A 16,609-nucleotide genomic window follows, 5' to 3' on the forward strand; every position below is an offset into this window, starting at 1 on the left:
GACGACACGGGAGGCCCGGTGCCAGCTGGCACCGGGCCTCCCGTCCGTCGTGAGGTCGCGTCGACCTGCCCTGGCCGGCCCCGCCACGCCGCTCACGTCCGCCGAGGTGTCACGAACCGTCGTCTGGACGCGGCCCGGGCGACAGATCGTGACCACTCGGCGACCGGCCCGCGGCATGTCTCGACCACTCGGCACCCCGTTCGGAAGCCGCGGGCCTCCCGCGTCACACTCTTGCGCCAGCCCGCTGCTCCGGTGCTACCGTGGGTCTCGATGTACTCGGCACTCCTCCTCCTTCGCTGCCGCGACGAGGCCTGACACTCCGGCCCACCTCGTCGCGGAGTCCGTCGTGGCCGCACCACAACAGCTCACGAACACGCGACGAAAGCGAAGAACGATGCAGAACACCCAGCAGCCCTCCGGGATGCCGATCCACAAGTACGTCCCGTTCCACGAGCAGATCAGCGTCGACCTGCCGGACCGCACCTGGCCCACGAAGCGCATCGACAAGGCGCCGCGCTGGTGTGCCGTCGACCTGCGTGACGGCAACCAGGCCCTCATCGACCCGATGGACGCCGAGCGCAAGCGGGCGATGTTCGACCTCCTCGTCCGGATGGGCTACAAGGAGATCGAGGTCGGGTTCCCGAGCGCCTCGCAGACCGACTTCGACTTCGTCCGGTCGCTGATCGACGAGGGCGCGATCCCCGACGACGTCACGATCCAGGTGCTGACCCAGGCGCGCGAGCACCTCATCCAGCGCACCTACGAGGCGATCGACGGCGCGAAGCAGGCCATCGTCCACCTGTACAACTCGACGAGCATCGTGCAGCGCGAGGTCGTCTTCCGCACCGACGTGCAGGGCGTGGTGGACATCGCGGTCACCGGTGCGAAGCTCTGCAAGGCGGCCGAAGCCACGCTGCAGCACGACACGACGATCTACTACGAGTACTCGCCGGAGTCCTACACGGGCACCGAGCTCGAGGTCGCACTGGAGATCTGCAACGCCGTCCTCGAGGTCTTCGAGCCGACGCCCGAGCGCAAGGTCATCATCAACCTCCCCGCCACCGTCGAGATGGCCACGCCGAACGTCTACGCCGACTCGATCGAGTGGATGTCACGCCGCCTCGCCCACCGCGAGGACGTCATCCTCTCGCTGCACCCGCACAACGACCGCGGCACCGCGGTCGCGGCCGCCGAGCTCGGCTACATGGCCGGCGCCGACCGCATCGAGGGCTGCCTGTTCGGCAACGGTGAGCGCACCGGCAACGTGGACCTGGTCGCCCTCGGCATGAACCTGTTCACGCAGGGGATCGACCCGGAGATCTCGTTCGCCGACATCGACCAGGTGAAGCGCACCGTCGAGTACTGCAACCAGCTGCCGGTGCCGGAGCGCCAGCCGTGGGCGGGCGACCTCGTGTACACGGCGTTCAGCGGCTCGCACCAGGACGCCATCAACAAGGGCTTCGAGGCGATGAAGGCCAAGGCCGCCGCCGCGGGCAAGGACATCGACGAGATCGAGTGGGCGGTGCCGTACCTGCCCGTCGACCCGAAGGACATCGGTCGCTCGTACGAGGCCGTCATCCGCGTCAACTCGCAGTCCGGCAAGGGCGGTGTGGCGTACCTGCTCAAGACCGACCACGCCCTCGACCTGCCCCGCAAGCTGCAGATCGAGTTCTCCGGCGTCGTGCAGCGGCACACCGACACCGAGGGTGGCGAGTTCTCGTCGCAGCGCATCTGGGACGTGTTCCAGGACGAGTACCTGCCCGCGTCGATCGACGACGAGAAGTGGGGCCGGTACGAGCTCACCAAGACGGCGACGTCGAGCGACTTCGAGGGCACGACCTCGCTGTCCGTGGCACTCCGGGTCGACGAGGGCGCGGTCACGGCCGAGGCCGTCGGCACCGGTCCCATCGACGCGTTCCTCAAGGTGCTCGCCGAGCAGGGCGTCCAGGTCACGCTGTACGACTACTCGGAGCACACGATGAGCGCCTCCGGTGACGCGAAGGCCGCGTCCTACGTCGAGCTCGACGTCGACGGCGTGCGCCTGTGGGGCGTCGGCATCGACGCCGACATCTCCACGGCGTCGCTCAAGGCGATCGTGTCCGCGGTGAACCGCGCGGTGCGTGCGGGTGCCGCGGCCGGCGCGCCGGAGCTCGTCTCCGCCTGAGATCGCAACCGGCCCTGGAGGCGTGGCGCGGGTCCGTCCCGCACCGCGCCTCCTGTCTGTGCCCGGTCTTCCCCCCGTCACGCGCGATGGCAGGTCGAATCGGGCGTACCTGGTCGTTCCTTCCGACCAGGTACGCCCGATTCCACTCGGTACGCCCGGGCCTCCCGCACCGCACGCGGCTGTCGGCGGGGCGGGGGATACTGGGGGCATGCCGCTGTACCGGGACGAGTGCGTCGTGTTGCGCACCCACAAGCTCGGTGAAGCCGACCGCATCGTCACGATGCTCTCGCGGCAGCACGGCAAAATCCGCGCCGTGGCCAAGGGCGTGCGGCGGACCGCGTCGAAGTTCGGCAGCCGACTCGAGCCGTTCATGGTCGTCGACGCCCAGTTCTACGAGGGCCGGTCGCTCGACATCGTCACCCAGGCGGAGTCCCTCGGCGCGTACGGGGCGCAGATCGTCGCCGACTACGGCGCGTACACCGCGGCCAGCGCCATGGTCGAGACCGCTGACCGACTGAGCGAAGCCGACGCCGGGCTGCAGCAGTACCTGTTGCTCGTCGGGGCGCTCCGCTCGTTGTCCCGCGGGGAGCACCAGTCCAGCGCGACCCTCGACTCGTACCTGCTCCGCGCGATGAGCATCGCGGGGTGGGCGCCCTCGTTCAGCGACTGCGCGGTGACGGGGGAGCCCGGCCCGCACTCGGCGTTCGTGGTGCAGCTCGGTGGTGTCGTCGCCGACCGTGCGGCACCCCCGGGGACCCCGCGGCTCGACCCGGCGACGCTCGGGGTGCTCGGCTCCCTGCTCGCCGGTGACTGGGCGACGGTCGACGCCACCGACGAACGAACACGTTCGCGGGCCTCCGGCGTGGTCGCGGCCTACGCCCAGTGGCACCTGGAACGATCGCTCCGGTCCCTGCCGCACGTCGACCGCTCCGAACACCCGATGCCGGTGCCGCAGACCCACGGCGGACCCGAGGCGACGGCGCGCGCAGTGGCCTCGACCCCGGCACCCGCCGTACCCGAGCCCGATCCTGATCCCGCTGTCGAAGGAGCCCCCACCGCATGAGCCCCCGCCGCCCCGACGACGTCGAACCGTTCCGCCCGATCGACTGGACCGGCGAGACGCCCCCGGCGATCCCGGCCCGGTTCGTGCCGGAGCACGTGGCCATCGTCATGGACGGCAACGGCCGGTGGGCGAACGGCCGCGGCCTCACCCGGATCGAGGGGCATAAGGCGGGCGAGGCCTCGCTGCTCGACGTCGTCGCCGGGGCGATCCAGATCGGCGTCGGGCACGTGTCGGCGTACGCGTTCTCGACGGAGAACTGGAAGCGCTCCCCGGAAGAGGTCCGGTTCCTGATGGGCTTCAACCGCGACGTCATCCGCCGTCGCCGTGACCAGCTGCACCAGTGGGGCGTCAAGGTGCGGTGGGCCGGCCGCCGTCCGAGGCTGTGGCGGAGCGTCATCGACGAGCTCGAGACCGCCGAGCGGATGACGGCGGGCAACGACGTCCTCACGCTGACGATGTGCGTGAACTACGGCGGCCGGAACGAGATCGTCGACGCCGTGCGGGGCATGGCCGAGGACGTCGCCGCCGGACGCCTGAAGCCGAGCCAGGTCACCGAGAAGGCACTCGCCAAGCGCCTGTACGTGCCCGAGATGCCCGACGTCGACCTGTTCCTCCGGAGCTCGGGGGAGCAGCGCACGAGCAACTTCCTGCTGTGGCAGTCCGCCTACGCCGAGATGGTGTTCCTCGACCGGCTCTGGCCGGACTTCCGTCGCACCGACCTGTGGGGTGCGATCGAGGAGTACGCCAGCCGCGACCGACGCTACGGCGGCGCGGTCGACGCCCCGACGGCCTAGCCCGAGCCCCGGCCCCGGCCCCGGCCCCGGGCGCCGGGCCAGGACCGAGTCTCGGATCCGCGGACAGTCTGCGCCGTCCGGGCGGCGCGGAGTGTCCGCGCAGCCGAGACTCGGCGCCCGCCACACCTCAGCCCGGCAGCGGGCCCTCCAGCAGGTGGGCGGCCGAGCGCACCGCGTCGAGCGCCGCCCGGATGCTCGGCACACGGTCGGCACCACGCGCGACGACGACCTCGACACGCCGGGCCAGCTCGTCGTCCACGGGGTCGATCGCGACACCGGCGGGGATGACCGTCGTCGCGAGAGCCAGCCGGGGGAGCAGCGCCACCCCGAGCCCGGCGGCGACGAGTCCCACCACCGCGGCGGCGTTGTCCGTCTCGAGCACGATGTCCGGCGTGAACCCCGCGCTCGCGCACGAGGCGAGCAGGTGCCCACGGCAACGCGGGCAGCCCCCGATCCACCGGGCGTCGTGGTGGGACGCGAGGTCCACGACGGCCGAGCCGACGACACCGGCGCCCACGGAGATGGCGGAGCGCGAGTCCTCGACCGGCGTCACCAGCGCGAGCGGATCGCGACCGAGCGCCCGGGTGACGAGGCCCGGGTCCGGGGTGGTCCCGACCTCGCCGCCGACGTAGGTGAAGGTCAGGGCGACGTCGACCTCGCCACCGTGCAGCAGGTCGAGTGCCTCGGGTGGCTCGACCTCGACGTACGAGGTCGTCACGCCGGGCGCCGTCGCGGCGAGCCGGGCGAGCACCGCGGGCACGAGGGCGGAGGAGGCGCTCGGGAATCCGGCCAGTCGCACCCGGCCACGGCTGAGCCCGCCGACGGCGTCGAGGTCCTCGCGCGCCGCGGTCAGCGCGGCCTGCACGTGCAGAGCGTGGTCGGCGAGCACCTGCCCCGCGTGCGTGAGGGTCGCGCCCCGTCCGCCCCGCAGGACCAGCGCGTGGCCGAGGCGCTGTTCGGCCCGGGCCACCAGCTGGCTGACGGCCGGCTGGCTCGACCCGAGTGCGGCGGCAGCGCGGGTGATCGACCCGCCGTCAGCCACCGCGCGGAGGACCCGGAGCAACTGGGGATCGATCTCGTCCATCACCCGATGTTATCGGTGGCACAACGAACCGGCTCTGGTGTGATGGGACGGGAACGAGGACGCTGTCCGCATGGACTCCTTCCCCGCCGGCCGCGGCTACCTGGCGGCGTGCACCGCGGGCCTGCCGACCCGCGGCACCCTCGCCGCCCAGCGCGCCGACCTCGACGCGTGGTCCCGGGCCGAGACGTCACCCGCCCGGTACGGCGCGCTGGTCGAGCAGGGGCGTGCGCTCTTCGCCGCGCTGGCTGGCGTCCCGGCGGAGCGCGTCGCGACCGGCTCGCAGACCTCGGTGATGGCCGCGGTCGTCGCCGACGCCCTGCCGGACGGGGCCGAGGTCGTCGTCCCCGACGGTGACTTCAGCTCGGTCGTCTTCCCGTTCCTCGCGCAGGCACACCGTGGCGTCCGGGTCCGGAGCGTCCCGCTCGACCGGCTCGCGGACGCCGTCGGACCGGACACCGCCCTCGTCGCCTGGTCCGCGGTGCAGTCCGCCACCGGCGTGGTCACCGACCCCGAGCCGGTCGTGGCCGCCGCCCGACGCGTCGGCGCCCTCACCCTCTGCGACCTCACGCAGGCGGCCGGCGTCCTGCCCGTCGACGCGGCACCGTTCGACGTGACGCTCACGCACGCCTACAAGTGGCTCTGCGCACCGCGTGGGGTCGCCTTCATGACGCTGTCCGACACGGCCCTCGGTCGACTCCGCCCGGTGCAGGCCGGCTGGTACGCGGGCCAGGACGTCTGGTCCTCCTGCTACGGCCCCGCCATGCACCTGGCCGACGACGCGCGTCGCTTCGACGTCTCGCCGGCCTGGCAGGCGTGGCCCGGTGCCGTGGCCGCGCTCGAGCACGCGGTCGCGCTCGACCAGCAGGCGGTCTGGAGGCACGCCACCGGTCTCGCGGATCGGCTGTGCGCCGCCCTGGGGTCGCCTCGGCAGGGCGACGGGCAGGGTGACGGGCAGGCGATCGTGACGTTCGCGGACGCCGACGGGGCGGCCCTCCGGGCCCTCACCGCCGCGGGGCTCACCGCCTCGGGGCGTGCCGGTCGACTGCGCATCGCGTTCCACCTGTGGAACGACGAGTCCGACGTGACCGACGTCGTGGCCGCGCTCGGCGGGGTGGGGCCGGGCACGTCGGCGAGGTGAGCGCGGAGGGCGGACCCGGGGCGGGCCTCCCGGGCCGGGATCGCCGGTAGTCTTGCCCGGACCGTTTCCGCACCGAGCACCCAGCTCGGCGACCTCTGGAGCACCCTTTGGCACAGCCCTCCCGTCTCGACAGCGTCATCGCCCTGGCCAAGCGCCGCGGCTTCGTCTTCCAGTCGGGTGAGATCTACGGAGGCTCCCGCTCCGCATGGGACTACGGGCCCCTCGGTGTGGAGCTCAAGGAGAACATCAAGCGTCAGTGGTGGCAGCGGTTCGTCCGGGGCCGCGGGGACATGGTCGGCCTCGACTCCGCGGTGATCCTGCCCCGCAAGGTGTGGGAGGCCTCCGGCCACGTCGCGACCTTCACCGACCCGCTGGTGGAGTGCCTGCACTGCCACCACCGGTTCCGCGAGGATCACCTGATCGAGGCGTTCGTCGCCAAGAAGGGCCGTGACCCCGAAGGCCGCATGGCCGAGATCGCCTGCCCGAACTGCGGCACCCGCGGCGAGTGGACCGAGCCCCGCGAGTTCTCCGGGATGCTCAAGACCTACCTCGGCCCGGTCGAGTCCGAAGAAGGCCTGAACTTCCTGCGCCCCGAGACCGCCCAGGGCATTTTCGTCGACTTCGCGCAGGTCGTCACGACGAGCCGCATGAAGCCCCCGTTCGGCATCGGGCAGGTCGGCAAGGCGTTCCGCAACGAGATCACGCCCGGCAACTTCATCTTCCGCACGCGCGAGTTCGAGCAGATGGAGATCGAGTACTTCGTGCCGCCGGCCTCGGCCCAGGAGCACTACGAGCAGTGGATCACCGACTCGGTCGCGTTCTACACCGACCTCGGCATCGACCCGGAGAACCTGCGTCGCTTCGACGTGCCGGACGGCGAGCGGGCGCACTACTCCGACGCCACCGCCGACATCGAGTACCGCTTCGGCTTCACCGGCTCGGAGTGGGGCGAGCTGATGGGCGTCGCGAACCGCACCGACTTCGATCTGAACAACCACATCGAGGCGTCCGGCCAGGACCTCCGGTTCTTCGACCAGGCCGCCAACGAGAAGTACGTGCCGTACGTCATCGAGCCGTCGTTCGGGCTGACCCGTGCGCTCATGGCGTTCCTGCTCGACTCGTACCACGAGGACGAGGCCCCCAACGCGAAGGGCGGCGTCGACAAGCGCACGGTCCTGCGCCTCGACCCGCGCCTGGCCCCGGTGAAGGCCGCCGTCCTGCCGCTGTCGCGCAACGAGCAGCTCTCGCCCGTCGCCCGCGGCCTGGCCGACGACCTGCGCAAGAACTGGAACGTGGACTTCGACGACGCCGGTGCCATCGGCCGTCGCTACCGTCGCCACGACGAGATCGGCACGCCGTTCTGCATCACGGTCGACTTCGACACGCTCGAGGACAAGGCCGTCACGGTGCGCGAGCGCGACACCATGAGCCAGGAGCGCGTCTCGCTCGACCAGCTGCAGGGGTACCTCGCGCAGCGGTTGCTCGGCGCCTAGGGGGTTCGGCTCCGCAAGACACCGGTGTTCGTGCGTTGCACACCCGCAATCGGGTGTTCGACCTGCGAACACCGGTGTTCTGCTGCCAGTGACGGGAATGCGCGCCGCACGAGCGCGTTGGGGTCAGCATGAACGACTCCGTGAAGGTCGATGTCTGGTCGGACATCGCCTGCCCCTGGTGCTACATCGGCAAGCGCAAGTTCGAGGCCGGCGTCGCCGCGTTCGGTGCCTCGAGCGAAGGCCGCCCCGTCGAGGTCGAGTACCACTCCTTCGAGCTCAGCCCGGACACCCCCGTCGACTTCGAGGGCACCGAGGCCGAGTTCCTCTCCAGCCACAAGGGAATGCCCGTCGACCAGGCGCAGCAGATGCTCGACCAGGTCACCGCCATCGCCGCGGGCGTCGGCCTCGACTACGACTTCGAGGCGATGCACCACACCAACACCGTGAAGGCCCACCAGGTCATCCACCTCGCCAAGCAGCACGGCAAGCAGCTCGAGATGGTCGAGCGTCTGTTCACCGCCTACTTCGAGCGCGGCGAGCACGTCGGACAGGAGTCCTCCCTCGCCGACCTGGCGGCGGAGATCGGCCTCGATCGCGACGAGGTCCTCAGCACCCTGCGCGACGACGCCCAGCTCGCTGCGGTCCGCGCCGACCAGGCCCAGGCGCAGGCGTACGGGATCAACGGCGTGCCGTTCTTCGTGATCGACGGCAAGTACGGCGTCTCCGGCGCCCAGGACCCCACGACGTTCGAGCAGGTGCTCCGCCAGGTGGTCGCGCTCCGCGAGACCACGCCGGAGGAGGTCGCCTCGGCGGCCGAGCGCGCCGCGGACGACGCGAGCGCGGACGTGGCGGTGACCCGATGACGGACATGGCCATCAGCGACCAGGGCGCGGTGCGCCTCCAGGCCGTGACGTCGGTTCCGTCCGTGCCGGACGCGCTCACGGGGCTGCCGGGCGTGGGCGGCCTCTCCGCCGCTTCCGGCCTGGAGGCCCGTCCCGCGTTGCTGACGCTCGTCGCGCCCGGCGGTGCGCCGGTCTGCGAGGGCGATGCGTGCCTGATCGACGCCGGCTCGTTCGCCGGGGCCGAGGGCGACTGGTCCGAGGTGCCGGACTGACGGCTGCGTCAGTCGCGCTGCGGTTCCTCGTCGGTGATGTCGGCGACGGTTGCACCGTAGGCGGCGACGAGCGCGTCGGCGTCGACGAAGGCGCTCGCCCCGTGCCGGCCCGCACCCAGGGCGACGCGGCGGCCGACGATGCGCTCGTCGGCGTACACCGGCAGGTCGCCTGTGGCGCCGATCGGCGTGATGGTGCCGCGCTCGTACCCGGACGCTCCGAGCGCGGTGGCGGCGTCGGGCATCGAGAGCTTGTTGACGCCGACGACCGTGCGGAGCTTCTTCCAGGCGATGCTGCGGCCGCCGGGCACCAGGGCGAGCAGGAACCCGCCGTCGTGGCGCTTCACCACCAGGGTCTTGACGATGTCGCCGGGCTCGATGCCGAGCAGTCCGGCGGCCTCGTGCAGGGAGTCCGCGGCCGGGCGCTCGACCACCTCGACCGGCAGGCCACGGGCCTGGGCGTCGGCGTGGAACCGGGTGCTGGCGTCGGTCGTCATGTGGAGAACGCTACCGGCGCGCACCGACGTGGGAAGATGGGACAGGTATGACGATCACACAAGCACCCGCCTCGCGAGTCGGCGGCCCCCTGCGCATTGGCCCGATCGAGGTCGACGTGCCGGTCGTGCTCGCGCCGATGGCCGGGATCACGAACATGGCGTACCGCCGGCTGTGCCGCGAGTACGGCGCCGGGCTCTACGTGTGCGAGATGATCACCTCGCGTGCGTTGGTCGAACGGACCCCCGTGTCGATGCAGCTCATCCAGCACCACGAGTCCGAGACCCCGCGGTCGATCCAGCTGTACGGCGTCGAGCCGAACACGGTGGCCGAGGCGGCGTCGATCCTGGTGGGCGAGGACCGCGCCGACCACATCGACCTGAACTTCGGGTGCCCGGTGCCCAAGGTCACCCGCAAGGGCGGCGGCGCGGCTCTGCCCTGGAAGCTCGACCTGTTCCGCGAACTCGTCACCAAGACCGTGCGCGCCGCGGGCGACGTCCCCGTCACGGTGAAGATGCGCAAGGGCATCGACGAGGACCACCTGACCTACCTCGACGCCGCCCGCATCGCGCGCGACGCCGGTGTCGCCGCCGTGTCGCTGCACGCCCGCACCGCGAACGAGCACTACTCCGGGCACGCCGATTGGTCGGCGATCGCCACGCTGAAGGAGACCGTCACCGACATCCCGATCCTCGGCAACGGCGACATCTGGTCGGCCGCCGACGCGCTCCGGATGATCGACGAGACCGGCGCCGACGGCGTGGTCGTCGGGCGTGGCTGCCTCGGCCGCCCGTGGTTGTTCGGTGACCTGGCCGCGGCGTTCCGCGGCGAGGGGCTGCGGTACATGCCGTCCCTGGGCGAGGTCGCCGACGGGTTCCGCCGGCACGCCGAGCTGCTCGTCGAGTTCTTCGGCGATGAAGAGCACGCCTGCCGCGACATCCGCAAGCACGTGGCCTGGTACTTCAAGGGGTACCCGATCGGCAGCGACGTCCGGGCCGGCCTGGCAATGGCGTCGAGCCTGCAGGAGATCGACGACTTCCTCGGCCAGCTCGACCACGACGCGCCGTACCCGGGTGCCGACGCCGAGGGGCCGCGCGGTCGTGCCGGGCACCCGAAGCGCACCGCCCTGCCCGACCGCTGGCTCGAGAGCCGCGACGTCGACTCCGAGTTCCGCAAGGTCCTGGCCGCCGCCGAGCTGCACCACAGCGGCGGATGAGCGCCACCGCCTCGTACGGCCCGGCGGACGCGGAGCGCTGGCTCCCCGAAGAGCACGGCAACCGCCGCTCGGACTTCGCCCGTGACCGCGCCCGACTGCTGCACTCCAGTGCGCTCCGGCGTCTGGCCGCCAAGACCCAGGTGCTCAGCCCGACGGCGGGGCTCGACTTCGCCCGCAACCGGCTGACCCACTCGCTCGAGGTCGCGCAGGTCGGCCGTGAGCTCGCCGACTCGCTCGGACTCGACCCCGACGTGGTCGACACGGCGTGCCTGGCGCACGACATCGGGCACCCGCCGTTCGGGCACAACGGCGAGACCGCGGTGAACGCCTGGGCCGCCGGCATCGGTGGCTTCGAGGGCAACGCGCAGACCCTCCGGCTGCTGACGCGGCTCGAGCCGAAGGTCTACGGCGTCCGGCCCGGCGCCGACGTCGACCGTCCGTTCGGGCTCAACCTGACCCGTGCGTCGTTGGACGCCAGCTGCAAGTACCCGTGGCCCGCTGCGCAGGGGGTGTCGGAGTCGTCGTCCGGGCGCACCAAGTTCGGCTTCTACGACGACGACCACGACGCTTTCGAGTGGCTCCGCGCCGGCGCGCCGCGCCGCCAGCGGTGCATCGAGGCGCAGGTGATGGACCTCGCCGACGACATCGCGTACTCGGTGCACGACTTCGAGGACGCCGTCGTCGCCGGGTTCATCGACGTCGCGGCCCTGGGCGACCGCGTGGGTGAGAACGACATCGTCACCGCCATGCACGCGTGGGTCGGCGACGACCTGAGCCGCGACGAGCTGCTCGAGGCGTTCGACCGCCTGCGCGAGTTGCCGCTCTGGATGACCGCGTACGACGGCTCCCGCCGGGACGCCGCACGCCTGAAGAACCTGACGTCGCAGCTGATCGGACGCTTCGCGCGCACCGCCACGACGGCCACGCGCGAGTCCTACGCCTCGGGGTCGCTCGTGCGGTTCGCCGCGTCGGTCGTCACCCCACCCGAGATCATCGGCGAGATCGCGGTGCTCAAGGGCATCGTCGCGGCCTTCGTGATGACCCAGGGTGACCGTCAGCCCGTGTACGAGGACCAGCGCCGCGTGCTGACCGAACTGCTCGACGCGCTGGCGGCGACCGGTGCGTCCGACCTCGAGCCGGGCTTCGCCGCCGACTGGCACGCTGCGGACGACGACGCCGGCCGACTGCGCGCCGTCGTCGACCAGGTCGCGAGCCTGACCGACCAGGGCGCGCTCGCGTGGCACCGACGTCTGGTGGTGGGTGACCGTGACCCGGTCCACATCGCCGTCTGACCGGTCCGCCGACGTCGGTCCCACGAACTAGGATCGAGGGGTGGCTGGCAGGATCGCGCGGAACGACATCGACGAGGTCCGCTCGCGTGTCAACATCGCCGACGTCGTCGGCGACTACGTCACGCTGAAGCACGCGGGCGTCGGGTCGATGAAGGGCCTCTGCCCCTTCCACGACGAACGCTCCCCGTCGTTCCACGTCCGGCCCCAGGTCGGCCGCTACCACTGCTTCGGCTGCGGTGAGGACGGCGACGTCTTCAGCTTCATCATGGCGCAGGACCACACCACCTTCGCCGAGGCCGTCGAGCGCATGGCCGCGAAGATCGGCTTCACCCTGCACTACGAAGAGGGCGACGGGCCGCGCACCGACTACAACACCCGTGCCCGGCTGATCGCCGCGAACGAAGCCGCGCTCGAGTACTTCACGGGACAGCTCACCACGGCCGCCGCCGACCCGGCCCGCCGGTTCCTGGGGGAGCGCGGGTTCGACCCCTCGGCCGCCCAGCACTTCGGCGTCGGGTTCGCCCCGAAGTCCTACGACATGCTCAAGGACCACCTGCGCGGGCGCGGCTTCACGATGGAAGAGCTCGTGTCCGCCGGTCTCGTCAGCCAGGGCGACCGCTCGCCGTACGACCGGTTCCGCGGGCGCCTGATGTGGCCCATCCGCGACGTCACCGGGGCGACCATCGGCTTCGGGGCGCGCCGCCTGCTCGAGGACGACAAGGGTCCCAAGTACCTCAACACGCCCGAGACCCCGATCTACCACAAGAGCCAGGTGCTCTACGGGCTCGACCTTGCCCGCCGCGACATCTCGAAGCAGAAGCAGGTCGTCATCGTCGAGGGGTACACCGACGTGATGGCGTGTCACGTCGCGGGCGTCACGACCGCGGTCGCCACCTGCGGCACGTCGTTCGGTGTCGACCACATCAAGGTGCTGCGGCCGATGCTCGGTGACCTGGCCGGAGCCGACCCGAACGCCAACGGCGAGGTCGTGTTCACGTTCGACCCCGACGAGGCCGGGCAGCGCGCAGCCTCGCGTGCCTTCGCGGAAGAACAGCGCTTCGCGGCGCAGACCTACGTCGCCGTGGCGCCCGGCGGCCTCGACCCGTGCGACCTCCGGCTCGCCCGCGGTGACGACGCGATCCGCCGACTGGTCACGAACAAGCGCCCGATGTTCGAGTTCATGATCCGCCGCACGCTCGACGGCCACGACCTCGAGACCGTCGAGGGGCGCGTCGGTGCCCTGCGCGCTGCTGCGCCCGTGCTCGCCGGCATCCGCGACCGCTCACTGACACAGGGCTACGTCCGCGAACTCGCCGGCTGGCTCGGCATGGAGATCCCCGAGGTCCGTCGGTCGGTCGAGACCGCCAGACGACGTGCGGGCTCCGCCGGGCAGGACGACCGGTCCGCAGGCGCAGGGCGCGACGGCCGTACCGGCAACGGCACCGACGGGGCGGACACCCCCGACGAGCCCGTCGCCGGGATCCGCTCGCTGCCGAACGACCCGATCAGCCGCATGGAGCGCGACGCCGTGATGGCGATGGTGCAGCAGCCCACGTCCGTCGGGGCACCGATGCTCGGGCTCGCCGCGTCGGCCACGTTCTCGACGCCGATGCTCGCCGCCGTGCGGGACGCCGTGGTCGCCAACGTCGACGTCATCGGCGCGGGGGACTGGCTCGACCGGCTGCTCGCCGACGTGCCGGCGCCCCTCCGCACCCTGACGCACGAACTCGCCCTCGCACCGATCCCCGCGCGCAACGCCGAGGACCTGGCGGCCTACTGCCGGAGCATCGTCGTGGCCCTGGTCGAGCGCGACCTGCTCGCCCGCAAGGCCTCGTTGCTCGGACAGCTGCAGCGCGCCGACCCGCACGAGCAGGCCGAGCGTCGCGCCGAGATCCAGCGGCAGCTCGTCGACATCGACGGGCAGCGGATGCGGTTGCGCGCCGACGCCGAGGCGTCCTAGGACTCTTTCCGCGTCTGGTGCGGGTGCGCGGGGTCGCCCCGGTCGCACGACGCGCCGCGTGCGCTTCGCCGAGGTCGCACGAACTGTCGCCCGGCGGGGCCGCGAGCGGCAGTTCGTGCGACCTCGGCGGTCCGTGAGTGGTCGGGACGTGCCGCGTGTGAGGCCTCGAGTGGTCGCAGATCGTCGGTAGGCAGGGGTCCGGCCGACGGGACGTGACCGCGCGGGGTGGGGCGGGCGGTGGGTCGTGACCGGTCGGCGGGGGCGCGGGGCGCGGCGGACGCGGGGCGGGCCTCCCGGCCGAGGGGCGAGGTCGCAGGACGCGCCGTGTCCGTTTCGCCGAAGTCGCACGGACTGTCGCGCGGCAGGCCCGTGAGCGGCAGTTCGCGACCTCGGCGGTCCGTGAGTGGTCGGGACGTGCCGCGTGTGAGGCCTCGAGTGGTCGCAGATCGTCGGTAGGCCGGGGTTCGGCCGACGGGACGTGGCCGGGCGGGGTGGGGCGGGCGGTGGGTCGTGACCGGTCGTCGGGGGCGTGGGGCGGGGCGGACGCGGGGCGGGCCTCCAGGCGGGGGAGGCGAGGTCGCACGACGCGCCGTGTCCGTTTCGCCGAGGTCGCACGGACTGTCGCGCGGCAGGCCCGTGAGCGGCAGTTGGTGCGACCTCGGGGGTCCGTGAGTGGTCAGGACGTGCCGCGTGTGGGGCTTCGAGTGGTCGCGATGTGTCGGCTGGCCGGGGTCCGGCCGACGGGACGTGACCGCGCGGGGTGGGGCGGGCGGGGAGTCGTGACCAGTCGGCGGGGGTGTGGGGCGCGGCGGACGCGGGGCGGGCCTCCCGGCCGGGCGGGCGAGATCGCACGAACCGTCGCTCGACAGGCACTCTCGACCGCTAGAGCGCCCAGGTTGCACCACGCAACTTTCGTGCGTGACGCGCCGCTCGACTCCGGCGGAATCATGCATCACGCGGCGGGCCCGTGCATTACAGCGGTGTAAACAAATCGCCCCCGGTTCGTTCTGTTCCGTGACAGGGTGATACCAATGAGCGTTCCTGGCCGGGCACACAGACGTTCCACCCTCCGGCTCAGGACTCTTGCAATCATGACGAGAGAGGCAGCGGACATGGCATCCGTGACCAAGTGGGGCAAGCGCGGCATCGCGCTCGGCGCCGGTGCAGCAGCGACGGCGCTGGTGCTGACCGGCTGCGCGAGCAGCAGCGTGAGTGACACCGAACTGAACGGCCTGAGCATCGGGACGACGGACAAGATCACGTCCCTCGACCCGGCCGGTTCGTACGACAACGGCTCCTTCGCCGTGCAGAACCAGGTGTTCCCGTTCCTGATGAACACGCCCGTGGGGAGCCCGGACGTCGAGCCGGACATCGCCACGAAGGCGGAGTTCACGAACCCGACCACCTACGAGGTCACCCTCAAGGACGGGCTCGAGTTCGCGAACGGCAACAAGCTCACCTCGAGTGACGTGAAGTTCTCGTTCGACCGCGAGCTGAAGATCAACAACGAGAACGGTCCGCAGTCGCTGCTGGCCAACCTCAAGAGCATCGACACCCCGGACGACACCACCGTGGTGTTCAACCTCGACCACGCCGACCAGACCTGGCCGCAGGTGCTCTCGAGCCCCGCGGGTCCGATCGTCGACGAGGACGTCTTCAGCGCGACGAAGCTCACCAGCGCCGACGACATCGTCAAGGGCAAGGCCTTCGCCGGGCAGTACCAGATCAGCTCCTACAAGGAGAACGACACGATCCAGTACAAGACGAACCCGAAGTACGACGGACTCCTCGGCAAGGCGAAGACCGACGAGGTCACCGCCAGCTACTACACCAAGGAGACCGACCTCAAGCTCGCCGTGCAGAAGGGCGACGTCGACGTGGCGTACCGCTCCCTGACGCCGACCGACATCTCGGACCTGCGCAAGGACGACTCCCTCAAGGTCACCGACGGCCCCGGCGGCGAGATCCGCTACGTGGTCTTCAACTTCAAGACCCAGCCGTTCGGCACCGGGCAGGACGACGCCGACGAGGCGAAGGCCCTGGCCGTGCGTCAGGCCGCTGCCGACGTCGTCGACCGCGCCCAGCTCGCGAAGGAGGTCTACAACGACACCTTCACCCCGCTGTACTCGATGGTCCCGGACGGCCTGACCGGCGCGGTCCAGCCGTTCAAGGAGATGTACGGCGACGGCGACGGCGGCGCGGACGTGTCCAAGGCGAAGAAGACGCTGTCGGACGCCGGCGTCAAGGGCAAGGTGCAGCTGGACATCCAGTACGCGCCCGACCACTACGGTTCGGCCTCGGACGACGAGTACGCGCTGCTCAAGCAGCAGCTCGAGGACTCCGGTCTGTTCACCGTCAACATCCAGTCGACGGTCTACACGACCTACGCCCAGGAGCGCACCAAGGACGCCTACCCCGTGTACCAGCTCGGCTGGTTCCCGGACTTCTCCGACGCCGACAACTACCTGTCGCCGTTCTTCACCAAGGAGAACTTCGTCCAGAACCACTACGACGACCCGGAGATCCAGGACCTCATCGCGAAGGAGCAGGCCGAGTCCGACCCGGACAAGCGTGCTGACCTGATCGAGCAGGCCCAGGAGCGCGAGGCCACCCAGATCTCGACGCTGCCGCTGCTGCAGGGCAAGTCCGTCGCGGTCGCCGGCAAGGACGTCAAGGGCCTGACCCTCGACGCCTCGTTCAAGTTCCGGTACGCCACCCTGAGCAAGTAGCACCAAGCCCCACGTGCAGGTCGCGGGCGTTCCCACGAGGAGCGCCCGCGTGCCTGTGCAACGGCGACGA

At 71.3% G+C, this 16,609-nt stretch carries 13 protein-coding genes; 11 read left to right on the plus strand and 2 right to left on the minus strand.

Annotated features, from left to right (window positions below; genetic code table 11):
• Positions 1 to 394: 394 nt before the first annotated feature.
• From leuA to DEJ20_RS08305, 3 genes are all read left to right on the plus strand, one after another.
• Complete coding sequence (gene leuA, locus DEJ20_RS08295; RefSeq protein ID WP_110860436.1) at positions 395 to 2,164, plus strand: 2-isopropylmalate synthase; 1,770 nt, start codon at positions 395 to 397, stop codon at positions 2,162 to 2,164.
• A 208-nt stretch (positions 2,165 to 2,372) separates the two neighbouring features.
• Positions 2,373 to 3,227 carry a DNA repair protein RecO gene (gene recO / locus DEJ20_RS08300; RefSeq protein ID WP_027465318.1) on the plus strand — a complete coding sequence of 285 codons (855 nt, stop codon included), beginning with the start codon at positions 2,373 to 2,375 and terminating at the stop codon, positions 3,225 to 3,227.
• Positions 3,224 to 4,021 (plus strand): isoprenyl transferase, encoded by a 798-nt coding sequence (locus tag DEJ20_RS08305; RefSeq protein WP_017886684.1) that lies wholly within the window; start codon positions 3,224 to 3,226, stop codon positions 4,019 to 4,021. Before recO ends, DEJ20_RS08305 begins: the two co-directional genes overlap by 4 nt.
• Positions 4,022 to 4,148: 127 nt before the next feature.
• Here the strand turns inward: DEJ20_RS08305 and DEJ20_RS08310 are convergent, their stop codons facing one another.
• Positions 4,149 to 5,105, minus strand: coding sequence for a LysR family transcriptional regulator (locus tag DEJ20_RS08310; protein ID WP_111236439.1), 957 nt, complete (start codon positions 5,103 to 5,105; stop codon positions 4,149 to 4,151).
• A 70-nt stretch (positions 5,106 to 5,175) separates the two neighbouring features.
• On the opposite strand from DEJ20_RS08310, the gene DEJ20_RS08315 reads away from it, so the two are divergent.
• From DEJ20_RS08315 to DEJ20_RS08330, 4 genes are all read left to right on the plus strand, one after another.
• Positions 5,176 to 6,243 (plus strand): aminotransferase class V-fold PLP-dependent enzyme, encoded by a 1,068-nt coding sequence (locus tag DEJ20_RS08315; RefSeq protein ID WP_111236440.1) that lies wholly within the window; start codon positions 5,176 to 5,178, stop codon positions 6,241 to 6,243.
• 107 nt (positions 6,244 to 6,350) lie between these two features.
• The gene (locus DEJ20_RS08320) at positions 6,351 to 7,736 is read left to right on the plus strand and encodes a glycine--tRNA ligase (protein ID WP_111236441.1); all 1,386 of its coding nucleotides are present in this window, start codon (positions 6,351 to 6,353) and stop codon (positions 7,734 to 7,736) included.
• A 128-nt stretch (positions 7,737 to 7,864) separates the two neighbouring features.
• Complete coding sequence (locus DEJ20_RS08325) at positions 7,865 to 8,599, plus strand: DsbA family oxidoreductase (RefSeq protein ID WP_111236442.1); 735 nt, start codon at positions 7,865 to 7,867, stop codon at positions 8,597 to 8,599.
• A 5-nt stretch (positions 8,600 to 8,604) separates the two neighbouring features.
• A complete protein-coding gene (locus DEJ20_RS08330; RefSeq protein WP_146245494.1) occupies positions 8,605 to 8,850 on the plus strand; it encodes a hypothetical protein in 246 nt (81 codons plus the stop codon).
• A gap of 8 nt (positions 8,851 to 8,858) precedes the next feature.
• On the opposite strand, the gene DEJ20_RS08335 is transcribed toward DEJ20_RS08330, so the two are convergent.
• A complete protein-coding gene (locus DEJ20_RS08335) occupies positions 8,859 to 9,344 on the minus strand; it encodes an aminoacyl-tRNA deacylase (RefSeq protein ID WP_111236444.1) in 486 nt (161 codons plus the stop codon).
• Between the two features lie 47 nt (positions 9,345 to 9,391).
• Here DEJ20_RS08335 and dusB point away from each other — a divergent pair, with 47 nt between their 5' ends.
• The 4 genes from dusB (at position 9,392) to DEJ20_RS08355 (ending at position 16,539) form a co-directional block, all read left to right on the plus strand.
• The gene (dusB, locus tag DEJ20_RS08340) at positions 9,392 to 10,558 is read left to right on the plus strand and encodes a tRNA dihydrouridine synthase DusB (RefSeq protein ID WP_110860455.1); all 1,167 of its coding nucleotides are present in this window, start codon (positions 9,392 to 9,394) and stop codon (positions 10,556 to 10,558) included.
• Positions 10,555 to 11,850, plus strand: a complete 1,296-nt coding sequence (locus DEJ20_RS08345; RefSeq protein ID WP_111236445.1) for a deoxyguanosinetriphosphate triphosphohydrolase — start codon at positions 10,555 to 10,557, stop codon at positions 11,848 to 11,850. The genes dusB and DEJ20_RS08345 overlap by 4 nt, the downstream gene beginning before the upstream one ends.
• Before the next feature lie 40 nt (positions 11,851 to 11,890).
• Positions 11,891 to 13,810: a DNA primase gene (gene dnaG, locus DEJ20_RS08350; protein WP_111236446.1), complete on the plus strand. Its 1,920-nt coding sequence runs from the start codon at positions 11,891 to 11,893 to the stop codon at positions 13,808 to 13,810.
• Positions 13,811 to 14,922: 1,112 nt separating this feature from the next.
• Entirely contained in the window at positions 14,923 to 16,539 is a 1,617-nt protein-coding gene (locus tag DEJ20_RS08355; RefSeq protein WP_071405356.1) for an ABC transporter substrate-binding protein, read from the plus strand.
• Positions 16,540 to 16,609: the final 70 nt, after the last annotated feature.

The sequence above is a fragment of the Curtobacterium sp. MCSS17_005 genome, from assembly GCF_003234225.2.
Classification (GTDB): domain Bacteria; phylum Actinomycetota; class Actinomycetes; order Actinomycetales; family Microbacteriaceae; genus Curtobacterium; species Curtobacterium flaccumfaciens.

Coding starts and splice junctions, on each gene's coding strand:
- DEJ20_RS08355 (WP_071405356.1), top strand. CDS start 14,923: ATGGCATCCGTGACCAAGTGGGGCAAGCGCGGCATCGCGCTCGGCGCC.
- recO (WP_027465318.1), top strand. CDS start 2,373: ATGCCGCTGTACCGGGACGAGTGCGTCGTGTTGCGCACCCACAAGCTC.
- DEJ20_RS08310 (WP_111236439.1), bottom strand. CDS start 5,105: ATGGACGAGATCGATCCCCAGTTGCTCCGGGTCCTCCGCGCGGTGGCT.
- leuA (WP_110860436.1), top strand. CDS start 395: ATGCAGAACACCCAGCAGCCCTCCGGGATGCCGATCCACAAGTACGTC.
- DEJ20_RS08330 (WP_146245494.1), top strand. CDS start 8,605: ATGGCCATCAGCGACCAGGGCGCGGTGCGCCTCCAGGCCGTGACGTCG.
- dusB (WP_110860455.1), top strand. CDS start 9,392: ATGACGATCACACAAGCACCCGCCTCGCGAGTCGGCGGCCCCCTGCGC.
- DEJ20_RS08325 (WP_111236442.1), top strand. CDS start 7,865: ATGAACGACTCCGTGAAGGTCGATGTCTGGTCGGACATCGCCTGCCCC.
- DEJ20_RS08345 (WP_111236445.1), top strand. CDS start 10,555: ATGAGCGCCACCGCCTCGTACGGCCCGGCGGACGCGGAGCGCTGGCTC.
- DEJ20_RS08335 (WP_111236444.1), bottom strand. CDS start 9,344: ATGACGACCGACGCCAGCACCCGGTTCCACGCCGACGCCCAGGCCCGT.
- DEJ20_RS08315 (WP_111236440.1), top strand. CDS start 5,176: ATGGACTCCTTCCCCGCCGGCCGCGGCTACCTGGCGGCGTGCACCGCG.
- DEJ20_RS08305 (WP_017886684.1), top strand. CDS start 3,224: ATGAGCCCCCGCCGCCCCGACGACGTCGAACCGTTCCGCCCGATCGAC.